Here is a 24,803-nt window from a genome sequence, read left to right on the forward strand (position 1 = left end):
AGTCGAGACTAGAAAGTTTATTCAAAACTAAGAAAAACTACCCCACTAATTCCCCTTCAACAAACACACAACAACTCCCCGGTTCGAGTTTGGTCCAAGTCTCATCCACGGTGAGCGGTTCGGTCGCAACCACACTAACTACATCGTTTTCACTGGTTTCATTTGAAAAGTCGATGGTGACATCGGTATCAGCAAGTTTCGCTTCGCCAAACGGTGCACGGCGGGTAATCCAACTGAGCTTGGTAGAACAGAAGGTAAAGAGCGCATCGCCATTACTCAGTATGATATTTGCGATGCCGGCTTCGTGAATTTTCAAACAACACTGATGCACAAAAGGCACCCACTCTTGCCAGCTCGGGCAGCACGAGAAATGCTCGTCTAACTGCCCCATCAACCAACAGAACAGATGCTCGCTATCGGTGGAGCCAACTGGGCGAAAACGTGTCAGTTCAAACTGGCTGAATTCTTTAAGCTGACCATTATGTGCGAAGGTCCAAGACTTACCCCATAGCTCGCGCTGAAATGGATGGGTGTTGGCCAACGACACCTCGCCAACATTAGCTTGGCGAATATGCGAAACCACCGTATTACTTTTAATTGGATAAGTTTGAAGAAAGCGCGCAATCAAGGATTCTGAACTAGGCAAATGATCTTTAAACTCGCGTACGCCATTCGCCTCATAAAACACTAAACCCCAACCATCTTTATGGGGCCCAGTCGCACCGCCACGCTGCAACAATCCTGTAAAACTAAAACAAATATCGGTTGGGACGTTGGCGCTCATCGCCAGAAGTTCACACATAACTCTTTTAATACTCAGATCTAATTTATCTTATGGCCAATTTCAGGCAGAAGCGCTAACTGCTCGGGAGTGTTAATCCATATCGACACGAAGCATACCCTGCCCCCAGTCATCTTGAGTTTCACTCAGAACAACCGCTCCATGCTTAGCAAAAAATGGCGCCGATAAATGACTTGCTGCGATATCGATGACTGGCGCACTCGCTTCCACTGCAAAGGATTTTGCGTTGTTCATGATCTCAGTGCCGACACCCGAGCCAGCACTTGACGGCGCAACCATGATCCAAACGATGCGGGCTCTTGCCGTCTCATCAACGCGCATGCCATAGGCTGCGGTAACAGCATCTTTGATAACGCCAACGCGATACCCATCAGGAACAGCATCTAAAAACTGCGCGTAATCGGCACGTTCATTCTCAGCAAAAAATATTGTGGGCAGTTTGCATCGAACAGTGCCAAGCACGCATCTTTATATCCCTCTGTATAAGAAAAGAATTCCATCACACATACCTCTACACGCCAAGATTGACCGCATACACAATTGCGAACCTTAAGGCTCGCATGATACAAAATGAAGCCTACTGTAAGACACTACATTTTTCGAATAAGAATAAAAGAGAATCACTATGTCGACATACCCTAAATCGCTTGACCATATGCTTGCTGCGTGGAACGAACCTGACCCATCGAAAGTACGCGCGCATCTTGATCTCGCACTAAACCCGGACATTCGTTTTGTCGACCCGACGATCGATGTGACAGGTATTGATGGCTTTGAACTGAATGTTCATAAAGTAAAAACTCAATTGCCCAATGCCGCGTATTCTCGAGCGAGCGGCTGGGACGCACAGCATGGTTTTTATCGCTATCACTGGGCAATTCACCAAGGCGACAAACTGGTACTAAAAGGCTTTGATGTCGTCGAAATAGACAATAACGATCAAGTCGCTTGCGTAATAGGTTTCTTTGACGACATTCCAAATTTATAAGCGCACATCAAATAAGAAATAGAAAGTAACAACACGGACTTCATTTCCCATGAACGAAAACACTTTCAAACTCAGTATCGGTATTTCAGCAGCAATCTTCCTCGCCGTGTTCGCACTTTATACCGCACCTGCAGCTTTGGTTGATGGCGATATAATCGGTGCTTTTACAGCAGGCTTCGTTAACCCTTTCGCGGCTGGTTATTCAACTGACGTGATTATGTGCTGGTTCATTATGAGCGCCTGGATCCTCTACGAACGCAAGCAATTCGGGTACAAATATGGCCCGCTATGTATGGCCTTAGGATTAGTACCGGGCGTGGCAGTCGGCTTCGCTTTGTATTTATATTTGAGAACCAAACAAGAAACACATCGTCTAAGTTCAGATGTCTGACGAGAAAACTATGATTCGAATATTTAGCCACGACAATTCTATGGTCGTGCATAACATCAAAAACATCCTTGAGAATAACGGTATCGGCTGTGAACTAAAAAATGTTTTTGGCGGCAGTGCTGCCGGCGAAGTACCGCCTATCGAGGTGTGGCCCGAGATATGGGTTGATGAACTCCAAACTGATAAAGCCGCTGAATTAATTGAAGAAGCGATGCACGGCGCCAAGGATAAAACTCACTGGCGATGTCCTGATTGTACAGAAGAAAACCCGCCTGCTTTTGAAATTTGTTGGAGCTGTGAAGCAGAAAAACCAAACTAACCTAAAGCTTGGTTTTGCCCAAAAACACGCTCATGACTCATGGCAAATCGAGGTACCGCCTTGGTGGGCCAAGCTACTACCCTCATCTTCGCTATGATGACGATCATCAACACAAAGCAAAAACTCTTCACTGATGACTTCTAGCTCAACACCGTCTATTTCATAACGCTGCAAAAGGTAGCGCATCAATTCATTGCTCAAACTTCCTGATATGGCATTCAATGAACTAACTAGTGCCGGTTCTGCTTCCAGCAAATCTGTTCTAAGTACGGGCACCATGTTGTAAGGGGAGAAAAATAACTTGTCGTCCTCAAGCAAGCGCAAGTAGCCTAAATCCAGCTCTTGGTCGGTCTTATACACCAATCCCACGTCGACCATACCAAGCCTCAAGGCACGGTATAAATCTTCACGCTCGTAGATCTGCTTAATCTCGATATTGGCGAGATTAAATCCATAAAACTTGGCGAGTGCTTCCCATCCGTCATGATCCCGATACTCGAGATAATCTGGTTCAATGCCAAACACCCACTTTCGGTTTGAGCTCGCGACCTCAGATAAGTCACGCACAGCGACAAAATCTTGAATATCTCTGCGCACAACAAAGGCATAATCATTATGCAAAGGAGAGTAATCTAGAAGAGAAAACTGGCTTTCGTTTTCTGCTAGAACAGATTTCACTCTCTCATAGACGAGTTTAGCGTCGTACGGTGGTGAGGTTTTGATATTGTAAGCACTCAAAAATGACGCTGTGTAACCCCAGTAAAGATCAATTTTGTCGTCACGCATCGCATTTACCGCGCCTGTGAAGTTCTCGAAATTCACGGCCTTTAAACGAATATGCTGAGTCTTTGTGTTTTTCGCCAACCATGCTTTGGTTAGTTCATAGATTAGATCTTGCTCGGCAAAATTAGATATTCCAATTCTGAGCTCTCGTTCCTGAGGCGCACTGACCAACTCTGTGTTCACAGCATCATCAGCAGATTGTTCCGATGCCCGCTCTTCATGCTGCGGTTCGGTGTTCACGTCATTACTAGCGCAAGCTGCTAGCAAACTTAAGAGCAATACAACGCCAATGCATCTCTTAATTGAAAAAGCCATAGTTATAACGCCTCTTCGATATCAACAGTTTGAAAACGACGTTTATCTTCACTGTCGTTTTGATTCGAGCGTAATTCAACCGTCCATATGTTCCATTGCGTTTTCTGGAATCGGTCATGCTTTGCGAAATAAGTGATCATGCGGCGATTTTTTGCGCGACCGCGCTTGGTTGAATTATCAGCAATTGGATAATCGAACCCCTGCCCTGAAATCAGAATGTGTTCTTTGTTCACCGAAAACTTTTCAATCAACACCGTCGCGACCGCTCGAGCACGACGCAAAGATAGAGCATTGTTATATGCACGTGATCCGACGTTGTCGGTGTGTCCTTCAACGAGAATAAAGGGAGGATCATCGGTCGCTTGAACAAGGTCATGGTATTCATAAGCAACAGTGCCAATATTTTCGATATATTCCGGCTTCACTTTCGCCGAGTCAGTATCAAAATTGATTTGCAGAAAGCTTTGCTGAATATCGCTTAGCAACTGCGCACAACCTTTGTTGTCGACCACTCCGCCTCGCAATGTATCTGGACAATCATCTCGCTCATGGATGACACCATCGCGATCATGATCAATCAAATTTCCGGCTTTGATGTTTAAACGATCATGCTCGTAACCGCGCCAATCACTCGTTTCAGCAGAGGCCAACCCAGAACCAAAAAGATCTTCTTTTGACTCTTCAGTAGGAGTACTTGAGCACCCCAAAATAAACAAGATCGCGGCAAACTCCATACAGGTTCTCACGACTAAACATTTCATCGCTCAACCTCCTCTTTGATCGTTTTCTCAATATTGATGCGCATACTCTCTAACAAAAATCCTTGAATATGCATCAGTCTGTACTGGTCTGTTAAAAGGCTATATTCAGTATCTAAGTAAGACTTACGCGCTTCAAACAATTCGTTGGAGCTATCAAGCAAATCAAGCAATGAGCGACGGTTGACCTGAAACTGGGAGTTATAAAGTGTTTCTGCCTGTTTGGCTGACACAACATACTCTCGGAGTACTTCGATATTGCGCTGATCGCGCAAATAGCCACCCCAGATCAAGTCGATACGCTCCATCACTTGGCGGCGCGCATTGTTCGAGATCATCTGCGCTTCTTCCACTTTGTAGTAGTAAGCTTTAGCTTCATTTACATCGCGCGTCCCGTTGAATAAATTCCAATTCAACTCGACAACGGCACTCGCATCCTCTTCTTCGCCATTAAACCCAGACACATTCTTTTTCTGTCCACCATCGATGACCAAATCGACTTGCGGGTAATAACCCGACTTGCGCGATTTGTACTGCGCTTGAGCTGCTTTCACATCGAAGGTTGATAACAAAATGGTCGGATTATTTGCCAATGCCACGCTCTGCGCTTGTGAGCGTGAGTCAGGAATATAAGACTTGTCAGCTTGAGGCTTGTTCATAGAGATGGACAAGCTCCCGACCAAAGAAATATATCGGCTGCGGGTGTCCATCAATTCATTTCGGGCATTGTTTAAGTTCGCTTCCGCACGACTAATACGCCCATTAATTTGTGCAATATCTGCTTTGTCACCGACACCTTGTTCGTGCCTGTCATCGACCTTTTGTTTGATGTTGTAATGCATATCGAGATTTTCCTGTGCGAGTAATACCAGCTCTTTGGCTTTAAGCACATTCAAATAGTTTTCAACGATCTCTAAACCGAAGTTTTCAGAGGCTTCTTTCACTCGATAGCTAGCCGACATAAAGGTCGCTCGAGTACGAGAGGATTCCGCCGCAGATTGTCCTCCTCGGTATAGAGGTTGGCGCAACTGCAAACGTGCCTGACGACGCGTCATATCAGTACTGCTGCGTTGGTCATTGTCTGTATATTCTCGGCCGTAATCTCCGCTTAAACGTAAGGTTGGCAAAAACCCTGCAATCGAGCTTTTATCTTGATAATACGCCGATTTTAGGGCGCTAAAGCTAAAGCGAACTTGAGGGTTCGTCGACAAACTTTCTTGCACAACAGCTTCTAAACTTCCTGTGATGCCTTTACTCGTATATAGGCACACGAAGATCATAAGTAAAGTGCGCCACAGAATTGAAAAATGACTCATGACTTAACCATCCGAAGAACGGGTTTAAAGAAATATTCCAACACCGACTTTTGCCCAACTTGAATATCAACCGCTGCCTGCATCCCGGGAATAATAGGCAACTCATTTCCAGCTACGTCGGTCAGCATATTGGCGACAGTAAGTTTCACCAGATAGTAGTTCGTGCCTGTCTTTTCATCCAATAAAGTATCTGCACTCACATTCGATACCACGCCTTCCAGCCCACCATAGGTTGCAAACTCATAGGCACTGACCTTAATTTTTCCAGGCAAACCTACTTTCACAAAGCCAATGTCTTTGGGCCTCACTTTGGTCTCAAAGATAATTTCATCATCGGCAGGGACAATTTCGATCATCGTCATCCCTGGCTGTACGACCTCACCCACCGTCGACACATGTACTTTTTTGATTACCCCAGTAATAGGCGCTGTCACTTGTGTTCGTCTTTGCTGGTCGGCGCGTCTGCTAATATCTGCATTGGCAATCTCAATGTTGGCGCGCACATCCGCTAACTCTTTTTGTGCTTCGCCACGAAACTCTTCGACAACCGCTCTTTTCTTCTGCTCAAGTCGCATCAGTTTGCTTTTGATCTGAGGGATGTCCGATTTGCTTCTACCTACTTCAAGATTTAGTTCAGAAATACGCTGATCGATATTCAACAACTCAATTGCCGGCACAGCTCCTTGTTTAACGAGCGGTGCATTAATTCGACGTTGCTCTTTGGATAAACGTAGTTGTTGTTGATAGCTGCGTAAGGCTTGATTAGCACTCGCGAGCTCTTGTTGCGCTTCTTCCATTTCCAGTTCAATAATGCGCAAATTACTGTTGTGCTCATTGAGTTGAATTTCGAGCAACTGGTTTTCAGCATCAATAAACTGCGGCGCTTTGTTATAGAGAGAATTGTGATAGACGGGGTCGGTAATATTCACGACAGCTTCGATTCGAGCCGCTTTGGCTAAGGCTGCTAGGTATTCCGTTTCAGATTGAATAAGATTCGCCGATGCCTGTGTATCATCTAAGACAAGCAATACCGCACCTTTTTCCACAAGTTGGCCATCGCGTACCATCACTTCTTCAAGAATGCCGCCCTCAAGGTTCTGAATCTTTTGAATGCTTGCCGATGGAATCGCCTTCGCTTCACCACGAATAATTTCATCCATATTGGTTAATGCAGCCCACACTAGTGCAATCACAAAAAATGCACTTAAGGCATACAGAATCCATGCACTGACTTTAGGTCGTTGGTGCAAACTCGCAAGAATAGCATCTGTGACATAGCCTCCGTCTTGCTTCTCGAGTGACTCAGCTTGATTGAGCTTATGATCGATATCAGACATGCTCACCTCCCGCATCCGATTGAGTGTTTGGCTGTTCGCCTAAACCTTTCAGTCGCGCCAATACCTCCTCTTTATCGCCCATCATTGCGACTCGCCCGCCATCAAGTACGAGCACTTTGTTTGCAAGCTTGAGCATTTCAAGATTGTGGGTCAGAAAAATCATAGTCTTCCCTTCCCCTACGACGGCTAATTGATCGATCAGTTTTTTCTCAGACGACTTGTCTAGGTTTGAACTCGGCTCATCAAAAATGAGGATGGGCGGATCAGGCAGCAAAGCACGCGCGATGGCAAGGGTTTGACGTTGTCCGAGCGAGAGAAATCGTCCTTGCTCACCAATATCTCTATCAAGCCCTTCGGGATCTTGATTCACAAAGTGACCAACGCCTGATCGCTCAACAGCCTTTAAGATATCTTCGTCAGTAGCGCTAGGAAGCGCCGCAACAATGCTATCGCGAATAGTGCCTGATAGGAGCTGCGGGATTTGCGTGACTACACCAATGTTTCTGCGCAAGTCAGCAGGGTCGATTTGTCTTAGATCAATCCCATCGATCAATACGCTGCCTGCTGAGGGTTCATAAAGACCAGTCAAAAGATTCATTAATGTTGTCTTGCCAGAACCAATACGACCAATCACCGCGAGTTTATCACCTGCTTCTATTTCAATAGATAAATCGTTAATAAATGCATGCTCTTTCTCAGGAAAAGCAAAACTCAGATTCTCGCAACGGAAAGCACCGGTAAAGGACTCTCGTGCCAAGTAATACTTTCCTGACGGACGTTCAACCGGCATTTGCATGATGTTATCGAGGCCTTCGTAAGCCACCTTCGCATTATGAAAACGCAAAATAAGACTAGATAGCTGCGCCATAGGTGCCATTGCTCGACCTGAAAGAATGACGGTCGCAATCAGACCACCCATGCTCAGAGCATTGTCGTAGATTAAGAACACCCCAAAAAACACTACGATAATGGTATTCAATTGCGTGGCATAACTAACGAAATAACCCGTTGCTTGCGTTAGGTAGCGTGACTTTTCTGACCATGTCGCAATATCCGCGGTAGCCTGTTCCCAGCGGCGTTGCTGCTTACCCTCTTGGCGGAATAGCTTGATCGATTCAATCGCGTTGAGGGCCTCAATTAATAAGCCATTTTTTTGCGCGCTTGCGGCATAGCTTCGCGTAATAGCCGCTTTGATTTTGATGCTCATCAGAAGGCTTACAAGCAAGATGACAAGCATGATAATCAGTGGAGATAAGAACAAAGGCCCTGCAATGACTGCAATCGTTAAAAGGAAAACGAGAAGAAAAGGTAAATCAATTAAGCTACTGATCGACGCCGAGGTGACGAACTCTCGCACTGATTCAAAGTCTGCTAAGTTCTTAGCGAACGATCCTGTTGATCTCGGCTTATGGCTTTCTTTGATTTTTAGTACTTGCTCGAAAATCGTGGACGACAAAATGACATCCGCTTTTTTACCCGCGATGTCTAAAAAGTAACTGCGCAATAACTTAAAAATAAAATCAAAACTGAAAACAATAAACGCCGCAATTACGAGCGTCCAAAGTGTATCTATCGCATTATTCGGTACAACGCGATCATAAACATTCATAACGAATAAGGGGCTCATTAGCGCGAAGAGATTGATCATGACTGTTGCTATCAGCACATCGCGATAAATCGATTTCGACACCCACAAGCTGCGCCAAAACCAATGCTGACGCTTGTGTTGATAATCTGTCTCAGCACGATCTATCTCGTATATCGTTTTCACAAGAAAACACTGGCCCGAATAGGCAGCGCTCAACTCATCAAGACTGATTTCTAGCTTACCCTTGTCAGGCACAAACACTGAAGCAATGCCGTTTTGTATGGCTAAGAGTACCGCCCCATGCTCGTCAGGCTGCTCGCCCAACACAACAATACATGGCAGTGTCGCAGGATCGAGCGCCGAAATATCGCGCTCTGTAAGATCTATCTCTAAGCCTGCGTTCTGTGCAGCGCGTGGTAGTAATGATGACGAGAGGCGTTCTTCACTTATCGGAACACCAGAAAGCAACGATGCAGCGCTTTGCGCTCGACCCAACAAACGACTAATCTCTATGAGGCATTCGAGAAATGAACGCTTACTTTTTGGTGCTAGACTCGAACCATTCACCATACGGGGATCACTCAAAGCTCAACATGCGAAAGAATAAACCGATCATTTAAGCTGTCTCTGATGCACATGAAGGGTCGACTAAAGCTTGCTCCCAAATTGCATAAGCCATTTTGCGAACACGGAGACACAGGGTTTCGAACAACATAAGTATTGTTTTCTACATTGGTCCAATATTCGTCTTGAATGCCTGCTTTTAAGTCAACGCTTGGAAGGTTATTGAGGATGTAGATGAAGTCGCGGAGCTCATTAATTCGCGGCAAATGCCAATCACCGAGGTTATTAACTGTCGTGCCGCCACATGTGGAATTTGCTCCTGACCACGCCTTTTGATTTATGGGGGTTACGTCGTACCACATGCGCTGGTCGTTGATGTCATGCAGATACACGTTTTCGTCAACGACTGCCGATGCATCCGTCAAACCAACGACTTTGTCATAAATGATATTGACCTGATATTGATAGTAGCGACTCGAACCATCCACCAGCACATTATCGATATTAACGGTGTAAATCGTGTCGCAGGCGTAGTTGAAATACCAAGTGATTTGTTTCGCGGAACTGTTTACGAATACGTTATCTCCGCGCAGTGTTCCGTTATCCGTTTTGTAGCTATCTGAGGCGACCTTATCGATGAGGGTTTGAGCAACGTTGTTTGGATCTTTAACGGTGACGGTGGCAGATGAATAATCGACCATAGTGGCATTCACTGGTCGAAAGCTCCATACGGTCTTTGCGCCACTCAATAAAAACGAGGGATAGCCTTGATAAGGCATGGCGACAAAATCGATATTGCTGCTATCTGCTTGGCCACTCAAGCCTGTAAAGCCGAATACTTTAAGTGCTGTATATTGCGGCCCTTGCCCGTAGGTCATGTATTTTTCTTTCTCGTCTAAGACGTGACGGCGATGACCTGGGTCGTAGTTTCCATTGAAACTTGAGTTATTCCAGTTATGGTTCCAGCCAATGATCTGCTGTGCAGGATCAACATTGTCACCACCCTGCCCAATATTACTGCTTGCGCCCCCATCACTGCCGGTTTGGATAAAGCAAGCGCTTGCAGCCGTGGCACCATGCACACTCGGCGTTGGCCCAGTCATGATCGCCATCTGTTGAACTTGTTGTTCAAACAGATCGGCATCAACGTCATTGCCAGCTTTCCATCCCACCGGTTTTAATCGATGTAAAGCGCGAATAGCATTCATAACGTCTAAGGAGCGATCTTTAGCCAGTTGGCTTAAGCTACCCGGCGCACAAACACCAGCGTTATCGTCTGGCATTGTGGTGTAGGCTTGAAGGTCAACGAATCCACCAAGTTCATTTTTTAAATCACGCCAAATAGCGAGGTCCTGTGCCGTTACATTCACTAACAACACGGAGGCGTCATTCAAATATACCGGGCCGCCAAGATTCAATCGAGTTGTATCTGTTAAGTCTGAAGTAGACGAAGAGCTTCTGCTTGCACCTAACATTAATGTCATTGCGCATAATGAAATGAGTATGAGCTGTTTATGAAGTGCGTAAAAACTAGGCAATTTAACGACCTCTCTAGTTTGAGATGCTTGCTAAACACTAGTCGAGATTAGTGCCGTAAATGTAAAGATTTGTTCGTTTTTTAGACCACATAAACGACTTGAAAAGGCTCAAACTAAGGCCTTTTCACCCTCTGAATAATCTGAAAACGAAAGCATTCATCACTCAAAATCATCCTTGGATCGGTTATCGGGCAACAGGCTATCTAAATTTACGGAATGCCCAACATCCCATGCTCCCGCCTTCCCGTTGCTTTCCTGCTCATTTGTTTGAGCGGTATCAGCATTACCCGCAGACTCTTTATCATTCGAAGATTCTGGCAGCCCAGATAACAAGTCACTAACAGACTCTTTTGGCTCAAGTTCGGGCGCCAAGTCAACTAAGCTTTCTTGAATGAACGATGAACGAGTCGCTTCAGACTTACCACTCGGCGCGGTGACTTGATCAAGAAGTAACAAGGGGTCTGAGTCATACGATACCGCCGGCACATCAGCAGAAACCGGTGCTAGGGGTGGCGGAGGTGGTGCGATCACTTGCTGTGCAGCATCGGTATGGACATCCATGCTCCCAGTAGCAGTAACGCCAAATTGATCCTGAGCCTCATACTGCAAAGATTCTGTTACGGTTTGCAAATTTGAATTGCCCGTTTTCGCTTGTGCTTCATAGCTTCCATTGGCCTTGAACTGAACAAGCGCATGCCCTGTATCAAATACCTGAGACCAACCACTTACGGGATCGAACTGCAGACTCTGTCCGTTAATTCCAGTGAGTGTTAAGGACGTGTCAGCCTGGTCATTCGCAAAGACATTCCCAGTATCGATACCACCAGCATTCAAGTGACTATTATCGATCACGGCAACAGGCGCATTACCCTGCCCATCAATTTCAATGGCAATGGTTTGCGTTGCCGTACCACCCAGACCATCATCGACTTCGACAATAATACTCTCTTTGAGCGTCTGCCCCGTCAGCAATTTCTGCACATCAGGATGCGCTGTATTGAGTCGATATTCCCAAGCTCCCGTTTGGGCATTCAAGGAGAACTGTCCATACTGGCTGGTATTCACTGATCGCCATGCATGCTGATCACTGACATCAGGATCGATCACTTGAAGCGTTCCAGATATCGGCGTTGTCGCATTCTCGGCCACCGACTGCTGCACAACAGGAGCAACACTCGGTAAATCATTACTGCCCACAACCTCGACTCGGATTTGAGCGACAGAACGCTCTCCGTGTTGATCAAGCACCTCGACCTGAAATGTTTCTTGAGCCGTTTCGCCTTTAGCCAACGATTCAGCTTTTGCAGGATCAAGCTGATATACCCATTTGCCACTGGCATCGAGGCTTATCACCCCATATTGACCCTGCTGACTGCCTAAGATGTTCCAAGTGTGCATGTCGCTTGCATCCACGTCACCATCTAAAAGCTGACCAGATGCCTGTAATGTGCCACCATCTTGAACTGTTCCGCTTAACACACCACTGATATTCGGCGCGTCATTCGTACCTGTAATCGTGAGGGTGACTTGCTGAGTCACGATAGTCCCGTGACCATCATCTACTTGAATGATCGCGGTATCTGTTTTTAATTCGCCATCAGCAAGCTGATCAATATCAGCATGATTCGGCTGATGAAGCACATAAGACCAATTGCCATTGGCATCAATTGTCAGCGTGCCATATTGAGCAGGCGTTGCGACGGACCAGGTATGTTGATCAAGCGCGTCAGGGTCAACAGCCGTCCAAGAACCTGCGGCTGCAATACTAGAACCTTCAATAGCCCTTCCTGTATCAGTGCCGGTAATTTGAGGAACATCATTTGCACCATCGACATGCACATTTACGGTCTGCACCGAGCGCTCACCATGTTGATCTTGCACTTCAATCTGAAAAGTTTCGGTGGCTGTTTGCCCATCTGATAAGGCTTGTGCTTTGTTCTGATCGAGCACATAAGTCCACTTACCTTGCGCATCGACAGTCATCACTCCGAAGGCCCCTAAGCCGCCAGCCAATACTTTCCACGTGTGTGTGTCGTTGGCATCCACGTCACCATGCTGCAATTGACCCTCCGCTCTGAGGGTGCCGTTTTCTTGAACATTCCCGATACTGACACCAGAAATCTGAGGTGCGTCATTCGTACCATTAATCACAACCTTAACGGTTTGGGTGTCACTTGCGTTGTGTTGATCAGCCACTTTAATTTGAAACGCAAGTTCGTGCGTTTCGCCATCGCCCAAGTGTTGCGCCTTGTTTTGATTTAAGACAAAGGTCCATTTGCCGTTCGCATCAACCTGCATACTCCCCCATGGTGATTGACCTCCTCCCACCAAAGACCAGGTGTGGGTATCCCCTTGATCTGGGTCGCCATGCTGAAGTTGACCTGTGACAGCATTTAATTGATCCTCAACCGCTAGACCTTGAACAACACCTTGAATATTGGGCTGTGAATTGGCGCCGTTAATCGTGACATCGATAACTTGCGTACTTACGCCTGAGCTCGCATCTCGCACTTCAACAGTAATGTGATCAATCATCGATTGACCACTCGCTAAACCTTGAACCGCAGGGTTGCTGGCGTCTAAGGTGTACGTCCACTTGCCATTTGCATCCACGACCAATGTACCGTAGCTGCCGCCCGACTTAACGCTCCAAGTATGTGAATCACCAATATCGGGATCAACAGCGATCAGTTGACCAGTTGAGGTGCTCTGCGTTTCAGACATCGATTGCGTGGTCGTACCACTGATTTGAGGGACATCATTGGTACCTTCAACCGTGACAGTAATCACCTGAGATACAGTTGCACCGTGATTATCTTTACCCTGAATTAAGAAGGTGTCTGTGCGCGTTTGACCTTCTCTCAATGCATCAACATTGCTTGCATTCTCATTAATCTGATATTGCCAGTTGCCTTGCTGATCAATGGTAAATTGACCAAACAAACCATTCTGTGTTTTTGGAATGATCTCAACCGTATCACCCGTATTTGGATCGGTGATATTGGCTTTCGCGGTATGCAGACCTTTTACATCTTCTTTGACATCACCTGCTGTAACACCCGAAATAACAGGCGCTTTGTTCTCTCCCGTCACGTTTAGCGTTATGGCTTTCGTGCTGCTATCACCATGCTGATCCGTTACTGTAACCATAAAGGTTTCAGTGAGGCTTTGCCCTTTACCCAAGGCCAGTACGTCAGGATGATTCTTGTCTAAGGTATATTCCCACTTTCCGCTTGATGCATTTAGTTGCATCGAGCCATAGCTACCATTATTTCCGTTAAGAGACCAAGTATGCGTATCGCCTTGATCTGGGTCGCCACTTTGCAATTGCCCCTCTACCGAGCTTTCTGCATTTTTCATTGAGCCGTTTAGACGCCCCTGAATATCTGGAGCGTCATTAGTACCGGTGACGTCTATTTCAATCAAGACTGTGACTGCTTGCCCATTGCTGTCGACCATTGTCTTACCGAATTGATCGACAGGAATCACCATGAAGCTTTCTTTCGTTGTTAAACCTTCCGGCATACTATTTGCGACCTGACCGTTTAAGGTATAAGTCCATTTGCCTGTAGTCTTGTCGAAATTCATTGAGCCAAGCTGCCCTTGCCCACTGACAAGCGTCCACGTCACTAGCGTGCCATTAAATGTGTTTGGCAAAGAGCCTTGGTCTGTTACTTTGTTGTTTTCAATGGCTGCACCGGTATCAACGATCTGGCCGCTACTTACCACTTGGTTTTGCGCCGTCCCATCAATACTCATCACAATTTGTTTGGTCGCGGTATCGCCATTCGCGTCGGTGACTTGCACTGTAAAGACATCTTGAACTGTCACACCGGGTTGAAGCGCCTGTACTGCAGGACTATTACTGTCGAGTTTGTACTCCCATTGTCCGGTATTAGGGTTCAAGGTCAGTGTGCCGAAGTTGCCTTGCCCACCGCCATTCAAAGACCATGTATGGGTATCCCCTGCATCTGGATCAAGCGCAGCAAGTGAGCCACTCGATTGGGTTAATGAGCCCTCAACCAATCGTCCCGAGTCTTGCCCAATAATGGTTGGCGCATCGTTGGTACCTTGAATGTCGACGTTAACGGTCTGCTCATGCCGATGACCGTTGGCATCGATCATGACAATCTTCCACGTTTCAGTAACTTGTTGACCTTCAGCGAGCGCTTCGGTTTGCGGAGAATTATTGAGCGTATAGATCCATTTTCCAGTGTTGGCATCAACGGTCAGGGCACCATATGCACCGCCTACAACAGGATGCGCAGAGACAGATTGATAGCTTCCAACGGTTGAAGGAATTGGCGAACCAGACTGAACATTGCTATCTGTATAGGTGCCATTTGCAAACCTAAAAAATTCGATGTTCTTAACGGTATCTGTGCCGTCACGCCCAGGTATGGTATCGATAACTCGAAACTGACCATTGCCCAAATCGACAATACGATACTCACTTCGACTTCCAGTAAACTCAGCGGTATCGCCTTTATTAGCCGATCCGCCATCTAACAGATCATTTCCGCTACCACCTCTTAAAACGTCATCTCCTTTTCCTCCCTTCAATTGGTCGTTGCCATCACCTCCGTGAATTCGATCATCCTTATCGCCTCCGTCTATCCGGTCGTTACCTCCGCGTCCGTCGATAAAATCTTGCTTGTTAGTACCCTTAATGTGATTGTCTGCATTATTGCCAACACGAGTAGGACTAGAATTTTCATCAGGTGCTTTAAACTCTGGGTCTTTTAAGGCAGTACCCGGTGCGCCAGAAAATGAGCCACTATCTTTGGGTTTGGTATTCTCAATAACATTCGCGACAATCGTAGGGTGCGTCGTGGTTACGCCACTCGGAGGAGTGCCTCCGCCCCCTGGAGCTCTATTTTGCGTTCCGATGACATCGACATTAATCGAGAAGGGTTGAGAAGTGCCGCCGCTTGAATCAACCGCGACAATTTGAAACGCCTCTTGACCCGTTTGACCTGCCTTCAAGGCTTTTGTATCTGCGTCATTGTTATCGAGGGTATATATCCACTTGCCATTTTGGTCGATAGAAAGCGAGCCATAAGTGCCGTTGGGGTTGAGTACGCGCCATTGGGTAATTTTGTCGCCTGTGTCTACGTCCGTTGCTTGCAAGAAGCCAACTGCATTCAATTGAAGATTTTCAACAGTCGTGCCCGTCGCGATTCCATTGACAGTTGGTATGTCATTGGTACCAACTAAATTCATGGAAATCACTTTTGATACCGACGCACCGGACTGATCGGTCGCCACGACGGCAAAGCTCTCGGTTGCGATTTGTCCCTGCGCTAAGGCTTGCGTTGCATTTGCACCGTTATCGAGGGTATATGTCCAATTACCGTTGGCATCAATCGTGAAAGTGCCATAGGTGCCTTTGAAAGTGCCTGGAGTAAACGTCGCAGTATCGCCCTTATCGACATCGCTCGTGCTCAGCGTTCCAGATAACTGAGTTTGCGCTCCGTCTTCCAGTAGGGTCATCTGACTTGGAGGCGGCGCGATGATAAGCGGCGCATCATTGGTGCCTGTCACAGTCACCGTGACAAAAGATGTTGCTTTGGCACCTTGTGAATCTTCCGTTTCAACAGGAAAACTCAGCGTTTTAATCTCTCCGTCTTTCAAGGTCTGAACGTCTTGCGAACGGTTATCGATTAAAAAGCTCCATTGCCCATTCGCTTGTAGCGTGAATGTACCGAAGCTATTGGTAATGCTCTGGCCGCCTCCGACAACGGTCCAAGTATGGGTATCCCCGCGATCTGGGTCGCCCGCTTGCAGTCGGCCACCGACCGGGTTTTGCGCGTCTTCAACCGTACTCGCAGCCTGAACTCCTCCAATGTTTGGCACATCGTTCGTACCTTCCAAATTCACAGTCACTGTTTGCTGAGAGCTATGGCCATAACTGTCGGTGACCATGATCGTGAAGGTTTCTGTTTTTGCCTGCCCTTCTCGGAGTTGATCTATGCGCCCATCAACTTTGTAAGTCCATTGTCCGTCTGGACCCAAAGATAAGGAACCATAACTTCCTTTTGCTGTACCTACGAGACTCCAAGTGTGTGTATCACCTATATCAGGATCGCCATGTGTCAGCTTGCCCGAAACCTGACTTTGCACATCCTCTTTCAAGAAACCTGAGCTAACACCACCAATATTTGGCGCGGTATTATTCCCTATTATCTCGACAGTAATGATCTGTTGCGCTTTACCGCCATGTCCATCGTCTACCTCGACGATAAACGACTCAGTCGTTTTCTGCCCATGCCCCAGAGCTTTTGTATCAAGAGAATTATGGTCCAGAACAAACGTCCATTTTCCATTGTTTGGGTCTATCGTCAGCCCGCCAAAACGGCCTTGCTGCGAACCAACAACCTCCCATGTATGCGTATCTAAGGCATCAACATCTACTGCAGTGAGCGAACCTGAGGTTTGACCGATCAAATCTTCGGTAACTGAACCGGTGTTCTGTCCACGAATGGTAGGTAGATCGTTTGTTCCCTCAACATCAATAACAACTTGTTTAATGGTTCGCTCACCATGCTGATCTCTCACCTCAACACGAAATGTCTGCTGAATGACTTGGCCTTCAGACAAAGCATTCACAGACGCGGAGTTAGGATGCAGAGAGAATGTCCATTTCCCTTGCCCATCTATCGATAAACTTCCGTATGAGGCGTTGGGATTTAACACTCGCCAGCTATGTGTGTCGTTTTTGTCAGCATCGTCTGGCGTCAGCTGACCGCTAATCGTCGGCGTAACGTCTTCTTTTGCCGTACCACTAAATTGTCCCACCATCAGCGGCTTATCGTTCGTACCGTTAATAACGACAGATACCACTTTTGTGGATGCTGCGCCTTGAGAATCAATGACTCTCACCGTGTGTTGGACGGTGACAGATTCCCCGTCACCAAGCCCTTGCGTATCAGGGCTTATACGATCCAAGGTATAACGCCAGCGTCCGTTTTGATCTACCGTCAATTGCCCATATTGATCGGCACCGCCGCCATCAATTGACCAAGTATGCGTGTCGCCACGATCAGGGTCGCCATCGCGTAGTCTTCCGCTCACCGTTTCGACTTGGTCTTCTATCACACTGCCAGTTGCTCGCCCTCTAATGGCAGGAGAATCATTTGTACCCTCAACAATAATAGAAACGCTTTGCGTGACGATCCCACCGTGCCCATCATCGACTTGTATTTGAAAGGTCTCAGTATGCGTTTCACCCTCTCGCAAGCCGTTCACTGCTTTTGAACGTGAGCCATCAAACATGTCATATGTCCACTGCCCATTCGGGCCAAGCTGAAGAACACCATAGGTTCCACGACCTGTTCCAACAAGCGACCATACGTGAGTATCAGACGCGTCAGCATCAGTCACCGTCAACTGTCCTGATGTGTGCTTGGTCGTATCCTCTTTTGTTTGACCAGTAATTTGACCTGCAATAACGGGGTTATCGTTCGTACCATTGATCGTGATGCCTATCGATTGCGAGTCTGTCGCGCCTAACTGATCTGCAACATTGGCGATAACTGAATCTGTAAGTGACTCACCAGCGGCTAGTTTCTGTACATCAGGATGAGAATTATCAAGTTGGTAACGCCAAACGCCATTACTCGCAATCGTGAAGGTGCCGTATTGACCCTGAAAACTTGTTTGACCACTACCCAAACTCCATGTGTGTGTATCACCTGCATCCACATCGCCATGACGAAGCATGCCTCCTGCACTAGGTTTTCCGTCTTCAGATACAAAACCTGTACTTGTTCCACCGATATTAGGACGATCATTGGTACCCGTTACGTCAACAGTAATGCGTTGCGTTGCAGTGCCACCATGCCCATCATCAACCTGAACGATAAATGTTTCAGATGCGATTTGCCCTGCAGAAAGCGCTTGCGTTGCAAGCAAGCCGTTATCGAGCTGATATTGCCATGTTCCAGTTTGCGGATTGATGCTGATAGACCCGTATGTTCCTTGCCCATTTCCTTGAAGCGCCCAGGAATGCGTATCTAATCGATCGGGATCAACCGCTTGCAGATTTCCCTTCGCAGAATTAACTAAATCCTCCGTCACTATTCCTGAGAACTGCCCAATGATCTGAGGTACATCATTAGTACCAATAATGGTGACGGTAATAGCTTGATCGGTTGTAGCGCCATGTTGATCAGTCACTTTCATCATGACTGTCTCGGTGACCACTTCGCCTGCTGAAAGCGTATTGACCAAAGAATTATGGAAATTTGCGCCCCAAGTTCCTGTGGTCTCGTCAATAATATAATTGCCCCATTTTCCCAACACGAGGCCGGTGCCATTACTAGAACTGTGTTGATTCTCCCAACTAAAACTCAAGGTGTCACCAGTATCTACATCCTGAACAATGGGCGTCTTACCACGTATGGTCGGGTATTGTCCTTCGGTAAAGGTCGCTGTTAAGTCACCTCCGATCACGGCGGGCGCATCATTGGTGCCCGTTACATTTACCGTTATGAGCTGTGTCGCCGTTCCGCCTTGGCCATCGCTCACTTCAACTGTAAAACTCTCAGTCTTCACATCGTCCTTGGCGATTGACTGTGTTGCCGTCAGATTATTATCAAGCGTATAGGTCCATCGGCCAGTATTAGGGTCAATGCTGAGTTGACCATAACTACCCTGCCCAGAGCCATTTAGTGTCCATGCATGAACATCATTTTTATCGACGTCTCGAACCTGTAATTGTCCCGATGTGATATTGATTGATGCATCTTCAATAACACCGCCAGTGCTAGTGCCCGAAATACTAGGAGTGTCATTGGTACCATTAACCTGAACGCTAATAGCTTGAGTCCTTGTACCACCTTGCCCGTCATCCACTTTCATATAAAAGGTTTCAGTTGCAATTTGTCCTTGAGACAATGCTTGGGTGGCAGGATTTGAATGATCGAGTTTATATTCCCATTTGCCTGTTTGCGCATTGACGCTAATGCTACCAAATGCTCCTTGGCCGCTACCTTGGATACTCCAGGCATGCACATCATTTGCATCAAGGTCATGGACACGAAGTTGACCTGATGTCGTGCCAACTTGGTCTTCGGTTACAGCGCCACTCGCTGTACCAGAAATAGATGGGCGATCGTTGCTTCCGACTACATCGACAAGCACTCTCTGAGTAGTGATGCCTCCATTGCCATCATCAACGCCTACATAAAATACTTCTTTGACAATTTGCCCTTGGCTGAGCGCTTGGGTTGCTAAATTTGAGTTATCAAGCGTGTATGTCCATTGACCGTTCTTTGCATCAATATTAAAGCTGCCATAGCTACCTGTTCCCGAGCTATTCATCGACCAAATGTGAGTATCTCCAGCATCCACATCGCTGACGTTTAAACGTCCGCTTTTGGTCAGCAGAGCGTCTTCGGTTACAATGCCTTGAGTTGTTCCACTTATGATCGGAGTATCGTTCGTTCCATCGATTGTGATAGTGACTGATTGCGGCACAACGCCGCCTTTCCCGTCATCGACATTGACGATAAATGACTCGGTGACCGTTTGGCCGAAAGCCAAAAACTGTGTTGCTTGGCTTGTGTTATCTAGGGTGTATATCCATTTTCCAGTCTGCGTATCAATCGACAGCGAACCATAATTGCCCTGCCCTGTTCCAGAGACAGACCAGGTGTGTGAATCCGGTGTATCCACGTCCGAAACGTTTAACTGCCCCGATACGTTCTTCAGCACATCTTCAACAACGGATCCTGTTGAAGCTCCACTGATTTGAGGTAAATCATTCGTGCCTTGGACTTGTATGTTGATCGGAACAAATTGTGTACGCCCGTACGCATCAACGAGCTCAACTTGAAAAGTCTTCGTTAAACTCTCGCCTTGCGCGAGTGACTGCACACTCATAGAGTTATTAGCGAGTTGGTAAGTCCACCCTCCTTTGCCATCGAGCACTAGCTCACCGTATTGATCCTTGGCCTGTCCAACGATTTGAAAACTAACGAAGCTGGCTGAATTCTGGAATTGTCCAGTCACCGATAGCAACTGATCTTCAATCACTATATTGGACGTGTTGGTTGCCGACTGAATCAACCCAGGCTTTTCAATTTCATTTTGTTGCTCAGAATTACCCAAGCCTCTCGCAGATGTGACGTATCCCGCCTCAGTGTCGGTTAGATCCGCTTGATAGTCATGAATTGCGACCTGAGAACCACCATCGCTCAGCGTGACATCTTCTGAAGGCTTTTCCACTTCAAGCTCTGTTTCAACTAGATCAAGAATTGATTCATCAATCTCACTATTAAATACGAGACTGTCTGTCAGCGATATCTTCTCTGCTTGATCTAGCTTTGCTTGCTGACCATCTGAATGAGTAATAAGAACTGCTTGTCGTGCATGTATGAAATCGCCTGGGGACAAGACAACACTTCCATCCTCCTGAACGCGCCCAGTGGTAGAGATGTGTTCGAGATTAGAGGGTATAACAACAACTTGAGTTTCTTGCTGATCAGACATTGCTTGCTCCGCAGACAAACTACGTCGGAGTATAGTCAGAGTTCGCTAAAGCACTAATAAATCTGGCAGTTTTACCACCAAATAGTATTAGAAATAGAAGGTCTATGCTCTATAGCTATTAGCTTGCACAACAAGCAATTGCCTTATCGTATGATTCGAGAAACAGCTGTTTGATTCTGAATCGCGTGTAGGTTTCGTCTTGATAAATACGTTGATAGCCTGCCACGATGACTTCTACAGCATCGACGGCTAAGCGAAATTGTTCATACTGAAATGTCCAGTCGGGTAGGTCAGTTTGAACGTCCGTCGGTTCAGTAGTGCAGCTTTCGAGTAATTCTTGATAACCAGGAATCGCATCATTAACGCTTACTGGATTGATCGCACCAAGTGCCGCGCGGAAGCGATCAACTTTAGCTGCTAACTGATTTTTACCTTTCTTCGGATTGCCCTCAACTTGGTTATAGGTTTCTGAGGCGACCAGTCATGGCTAACAAGGCTAGTCGATTTTTTAATGCAGACGCAGAAAACAGAGCAATGTTGATCTTAAACAAGATCAGAGAGTAAATATAAGCTAGATTTAAATTATCACTTATTAAGGAGGGATTTCGATGAACTTAGATGATGCGGTGACATTTTTTGGCTGGGTTAGTGCGATCAACCTCGCTTACCTAGGTTTAGCGACTTTCGCCATTGTCGTATTCAAAGCGCAAATGCTTGCGATACACAATCGCTTGTTTGGACTAAATGCAACGGCATTGAGCACCAGTTATTTTAAGTTCCTTGCGAATTACAAAATCATGACCTTAATCTTCTGTGTCGCGCCATACTTAGCACTTAGATTTATGAATAGTTAAATTCATAAATAGCTAAAGGCATGCTACGCCAACAGATCTTTAACGAAGCTCGGTAACACTTCACCAGCCTTGCCTTGAATGGAGCGAGAGAAACTCGAATGCACGGCAGAGGGCTTTAGGTTGATCTCAATACTATCCGCACCTGCATGATTAGCGACTTCAACAAATCCCGCCGCAGGATATACATGACCTGAGGTACCGATCGATATAAAGGCATCGCATTGTTCAATCGCTTGATAAATCTCATCCATATACAAAGGCATTTCACCAAACCAAACAACATGCGGACGCATATGACCCATTGCGCCACAGTTTTCACATACTGAATTTGGTGTCGTATCGACGCGTGATTCCTGTACAGATTCACAAGACTGACAACGCTCCTTAAGCAACTCTCCGTGCATATGTAATACATTTTGAGAGCCTGCACGTTCATGCAGATCATCAATATTCTGAGTCACGAGTAAAAATGAATGGCCTGCTGACTGCATCGCACGTTCAAGACCTACTAATGCCCTGTGGGCTAGATTGGGCTTAATATTTGGCGAAAGTAAAAACTGACGACGCTGATTGTAGAACGATTGAACAAGTTCAGGATTGCGTGCAAAACCCTCTGGAGAGGCAACGTCTTCAATACGGTGTTCCTCCCACAATCCGTCACTCGCTCTAAAAGTTTGGATACCAGATTCTGCTGAGATACCAGCTCCCGTCAGTACAACGATAGATTTATACTTCATTCCAACTCCTTTCGTTTAAATAGGCGTTTGCTGAAATTAAGTTCTTTATCATGTGCCTAGCGCTTTAATGACGCTAGCCATACTCTTTTTTTCTCACTTAGTGACATTGCCGCATAGGCAGGACTCGTCGAAGGCATGACACCGCTATCAATGCCCTTATCGTTAAGATATTGCTTTCCCATGTGCTTAAAAAAAGTTTTTGCTGATGCTTGTCCGTTAAACAACACCAACGATAAGTCTGGGTGTCGTGCGATAAATGCATCAAAGTCATTAACGATGACCGTATCAGGCGCGATATCAGAATCCATACTTCCGGGACGATGACAGCTAGCGATCGTGTCCCATACGCTTATACCTAGAGCAGTCAAAGCGCTAACTCGCTCAGAATAAGCGGAATCATAAGGAACGCCTGAAAACTCTGCCATAATCTTCCAAAAGGCGTTTTGCGGATGACCATAATATTGCTGTAAGGAAAGGGATTTTTGACTCGGCATACTGCCTAAAATCAAGACCCGTGTGCTAGCGCTTTCAATCGGAGAAAACGCGTGATCAAGCAAACGGGAAATAGGCATAGAGGTTTAAGAAAACTAGTTGAGCTTTGCTACAACCGAGCTAGAGGCGCGCTTCGCTTTTTCTAAGGCGCTATCAAGTTCATCAGCTCGTGCTAACGCTACCCCCATTCGTCGTTTGCCTGACACTTCAGGCTTTCCAAATAATCGAAGCTCAGTAAGCGGCTCAGATAAGGCTTGTTGAATACCAGTAAACACCACGTTTTGGCTTTCACCTTCAACTAACACCACGGAAGACGCAGAAGGCCCTAGTTGAGAAATATGCGGAATCGGCAAACCTAAAAACGCACGTGCATGCAATGCAAATTCTGACAGGTCTTGCGAAATGAGCGTCACCAAGCCCGTATCATGCGGACGAGGAGATACTTCACTAAAGAATACCTCATCGCCTTTGATAAATAACTCCACACCAAACAGCCCACAGCCACCCAAACTACTCGTTACTTTATCTGCGATGACCTTAGAACGCTCTAGTGCAAAATCAGACATTACTTGCGGCTGCCATGACTGCTGATAGTCACCATCTTTTTGCACGTGGCCAATAGGCGCGCAGAAACTTGTCGTGAGATCATCTCCGTCTTTGTGGCGAATAGTTAGCAAGGTGATTTCGTAGTCAAAATCAACACTGCCTTCAATAATGACTTTGCCCTTTCCAGCGCGACCACCGGATTGTGCGTATTCCCAAGCTGATTCAATCTGATCCGCTTCGCTTAAACGACTCTGCCCTTTGCCAGAAGAGCTCATAATAGGTTTGACGAAACAAGGGAAGCCGATGCGCTCAATGGCGGCTTTAAAATCATGAATGTTATCAGCGAACTCATAGGTAGAGGTTGGCAAACCCAACTCTTGGGCAGCTAAGGTACGAATGCCCTCTCGGTTCATCGTCAAGTTCACTGCGCGAGCCGAAGGCACGATATGCACGCCCTCTTCTTCGAGTTTAAGCAGTTCAGCCGTCGCAATGGCTTCAATTTCAGGAACAACAAAATCTGGTTTTTCTTTTTCAATGACCGCACGCAATGCGACGGGGTCAAGCATATCAACAACATAAGAACGATGAGCCACGTGCATGCCGGGCGCATTTTCGTAGCGATCAACTGCAATCACTTCAACACCCAAGCGCTGAAGTTCAATCACCACTTCTTTACCAAGCTCACCCGCACCACAAAAAAGTACTTTAGTTGCTTGACTAGTCAGCGCCGTTCCTAATGTTGTCATTGTTGTTTTCCTTGTTGTCGCTCACGACCTATATGTAAGAGCCTTTTTCGCGCTCGCGAACGCGTTCCATAATCTCAGCTTTTTCAGGTTCTGATTTCATTCCCCAACCCGCTATTTCTTGGCCGGTACGGTGGCATCCAACGCACACGTCATTTTCGTCTAGGGCGCAAATACTCACGCAAGGAGAGGCAATCGGTTTACTTTCTACACTCATTCTTTACCTATAACACAGAGA

General features: G+C 46.5%; 17 protein-coding genes. 4 read left to right on the forward strand and 13 right to left on the reverse strand.

Annotated features, from left to right (window positions below; translation table 11 throughout):
• Positions 1–37: 37 nt before the first annotated feature.
• Positions 38–802 carry a class II glutamine amidotransferase gene (locus tag A3762_RS10935; RefSeq protein WP_068755460.1) on the reverse strand — a complete coding sequence of 255 codons (765 nt, stop codon included), beginning with the start codon at positions 800–802 and terminating at the stop codon, positions 38–40.
• A gap of 72 nt (positions 803–874) precedes the next feature.
• A complete protein-coding gene (locus tag A3762_RS10940; protein ID WP_082869079.1) occupies positions 875–1,264 on the reverse strand; it encodes a GNAT family N-acetyltransferase in 390 nt (129 codons plus the stop codon).
• A gap of 163 nt (positions 1,265–1,427) precedes the next feature.
• Here A3762_RS10940 and A3762_RS10945 point away from each other — a divergent pair, with 163 nt between their 5' ends.
• The 3 genes from A3762_RS10945 to A3762_RS10955 are packed head-to-tail and all read left to right on the forward strand — an operon-like array spanning position 1,428 to position 2,500.
• Entirely contained in the window at positions 1,428–1,790 is a 363-nt protein-coding gene (locus A3762_RS10945; protein ID WP_068755462.1) for a hypothetical protein, read from the forward strand.
• A gap of 49 nt (positions 1,791–1,839) precedes the next feature.
• Positions 1,840–2,181, forward strand: coding sequence for a DUF2834 domain-containing protein (locus A3762_RS10950; protein ID WP_068755464.1), 342 nt, complete (start codon positions 1,840–1,842; stop codon positions 2,179–2,181).
• Complete coding sequence (locus A3762_RS10955; RefSeq protein ID WP_082869080.1) at positions 2,174–2,500, forward strand: DUF2007 domain-containing protein; 327 nt, start codon at positions 2,174–2,176, stop codon at positions 2,498–2,500. The genes A3762_RS10950 and A3762_RS10955 overlap by 8 nt, the downstream gene beginning before the upstream one ends.
• Before the next feature lie 30 nt (positions 2,501–2,530).
• On the opposite strand, the gene A3762_RS10960 is transcribed toward A3762_RS10955, so the two are convergent.
• The 7 genes from A3762_RS10960 to A3762_RS26465 all read right to left on the reverse strand — a co-directional run bounded on the left by A3762_RS10960 (position 2,531) and on the right by A3762_RS26465 (position 21,193).
• Positions 2,531–3,598, reverse strand: coding sequence for a glycine betaine ABC transporter substrate-binding protein (locus tag A3762_RS10960; protein WP_068755465.1), 1,068 nt, complete (start codon positions 3,596–3,598; stop codon positions 2,531–2,533).
• A 2-nt stretch (positions 3,599–3,600) separates the two neighbouring features.
• A complete protein-coding gene (locus A3762_RS10965; protein WP_082869081.1) occupies positions 3,601–4,359 on the reverse strand; it encodes an OmpA family protein in 759 nt (252 codons plus the stop codon).
• Entirely contained in the window at positions 4,356–5,672 is a 1,317-nt protein-coding gene (locus A3762_RS10970; protein WP_068476149.1) for a TolC family outer membrane protein, read from the reverse strand. The genes A3762_RS10965 and A3762_RS10970 overlap by 4 nt, the downstream gene beginning before the upstream one ends.
• The gene (locus A3762_RS10975) at positions 5,669–7,009 is read right to left on the reverse strand and encodes an HlyD family type I secretion periplasmic adaptor subunit (RefSeq protein WP_068476150.1); all 1,341 of its coding nucleotides are present in this window, start codon (positions 7,007–7,009) and stop codon (positions 5,669–5,671) included. The genes A3762_RS10970 and A3762_RS10975 overlap by 4 nt, the downstream gene beginning before the upstream one ends.
• On the reverse strand, positions 7,002–9,182 hold the full coding sequence (locus A3762_RS10980) for a type I secretion system permease/ATPase (RefSeq protein ID WP_156493400.1): 2,181 nt from the start codon (positions 9,180–9,182) through the stop codon (positions 7,002–7,004). Before A3762_RS10980 ends, A3762_RS10975 begins: the two co-directional genes overlap by 8 nt.
• Complete coding sequence (locus A3762_RS10985; protein ID WP_156493401.1) at positions 9,179–10,699, reverse strand: hypothetical protein; 1,521 nt, start codon at positions 10,697–10,699, stop codon at positions 9,179–9,181. The genes A3762_RS10980 and A3762_RS10985 overlap by 4 nt, the downstream gene beginning before the upstream one ends.
• Before the next feature lie 159 nt (positions 10,700–10,858).
• A complete protein-coding gene (locus tag A3762_RS26465; RefSeq protein ID WP_068755474.1) occupies positions 10,859–21,193 on the reverse strand; it encodes a VCBS domain-containing protein in 10,335 nt (3,444 codons plus the stop codon).
• A 608-nt stretch (positions 21,194–21,801) separates the two neighbouring features.
• Between A3762_RS26465 and A3762_RS10995 the strand changes: the two genes are divergently transcribed.
• Complete coding sequence (locus A3762_RS10995; RefSeq protein ID WP_068755476.1) at positions 21,802–22,047, forward strand: DUF6868 family protein; 246 nt, start codon at positions 21,802–21,804, stop codon at positions 22,045–22,047.
• Positions 22,048–22,070: 23 nt separating this feature from the next.
• Here the strand turns inward: A3762_RS10995 and cobB are convergent, their stop codons facing one another.
• Genes cobB through A3762_RS11015 form a run of 4 tightly spaced genes read right to left on the reverse strand, consistent with a single transcriptional unit; the run spans position 22,071 to position 24,782 of the window.
• Positions 22,071–22,784, reverse strand: a complete 714-nt coding sequence (cobB, locus tag A3762_RS11000) for a Sir2 family NAD+-dependent deacetylase (protein ID WP_068755478.1) — start codon at positions 22,782–22,784, stop codon at positions 22,071–22,073.
• Between the two features lie 56 nt (positions 22,785–22,840).
• On the reverse strand, positions 22,841–23,356 hold the full coding sequence (locus tag A3762_RS11005) for a DNA-deoxyinosine glycosylase (RefSeq protein ID WP_156493402.1): 516 nt from the start codon (positions 23,354–23,356) through the stop codon (positions 22,841–22,843).
• Between the two features lie 15 nt (positions 23,357–23,371).
• The gene (purT, locus tag A3762_RS11010) at positions 23,372–24,568 is read right to left on the reverse strand and encodes a formate-dependent phosphoribosylglycinamide formyltransferase (RefSeq protein ID WP_068755480.1); all 1,197 of its coding nucleotides are present in this window, start codon (positions 24,566–24,568) and stop codon (positions 23,372–23,374) included.
• 28 nt (positions 24,569–24,596) lie between these two features.
• Complete coding sequence (locus A3762_RS11015; RefSeq protein ID WP_068755482.1) at positions 24,597–24,782, reverse strand: DUF1289 domain-containing protein; 186 nt, start codon at positions 24,780–24,782, stop codon at positions 24,597–24,599.
• Positions 24,783–24,803: the final 21 nt, after the last annotated feature.

The sequence above is a fragment of the Oleiphilus sp. HI0125 genome (assembly GCF_001635355.1).

Coding starts and splice junctions, on each gene's coding strand:
- A3762_RS10935 (WP_068755460.1), bottom strand. CDS start 802: ATGTGTGAACTTCTGGCGATGAGCGCCAACGTCCCAACCGATATTTGT.
- A3762_RS10945 (WP_068755462.1), top strand. CDS start 1,428: ATGTCGACATACCCTAAATCGCTTGACCATATGCTTGCTGCGTGGAAC.
- A3762_RS10950 (WP_068755464.1), top strand. CDS start 1,840: ATGAACGAAAACACTTTCAAACTCAGTATCGGTATTTCAGCAGCAATC.
- A3762_RS10955 (WP_082869080.1), top strand. CDS start 2,174: ATGTCTGACGAGAAAACTATGATTCGAATATTTAGCCACGACAATTCT.
- A3762_RS10960 (WP_068755465.1), bottom strand. CDS start 3,598: ATGGCTTTTTCAATTAAGAGATGCATTGGCGTTGTATTGCTCTTAAGT.
- A3762_RS10965 (WP_082869081.1), bottom strand. CDS start 4,359: ATGAAATGTTTAGTCGTGAGAACCTGTATGGAGTTTGCCGCGATCTTG.
- A3762_RS10970 (WP_068476149.1), bottom strand. CDS start 5,672: ATGAGTCATTTTTCAATTCTGTGGCGCACTTTACTTATGATCTTCGTG.
- A3762_RS10975 (WP_068476150.1), bottom strand. CDS start 7,009: ATGTCTGATATCGATCATAAGCTCAATCAAGCTGAGTCACTCGAGAAG.
- A3762_RS26465 (WP_068755474.1), bottom strand. CDS start 21,193: ATGTCTGATCAGCAAGAAACTCAAGTTGTTGTTATACCCTCTAATCTC.
- A3762_RS10995 (WP_068755476.1), top strand. CDS start 21,802: ATGAACTTAGATGATGCGGTGACATTTTTTGGCTGGGTTAGTGCGATC.
- cobB (WP_068755478.1), bottom strand. CDS start 22,784: ATGAAGTATAAATCTATCGTTGTACTGACGGGAGCTGGTATCTCAGCA.
- A3762_RS11005 (WP_156493402.1), bottom strand. CDS start 23,356: ATGCCTATTTCCCGTTTGCTTGATCACGCGTTTTCTCCGATTGAAAGC.
- purT (WP_068755480.1), bottom strand. CDS start 24,568: ATGACAACATTAGGAACGGCGCTGACTAGTCAAGCAACTAAAGTACTT.
- A3762_RS11015 (WP_068755482.1), bottom strand. CDS start 24,782: ATGAGTGTAGAAAGTAAACCGATTGCCTCTCCTTGCGTGAGTATTTGC.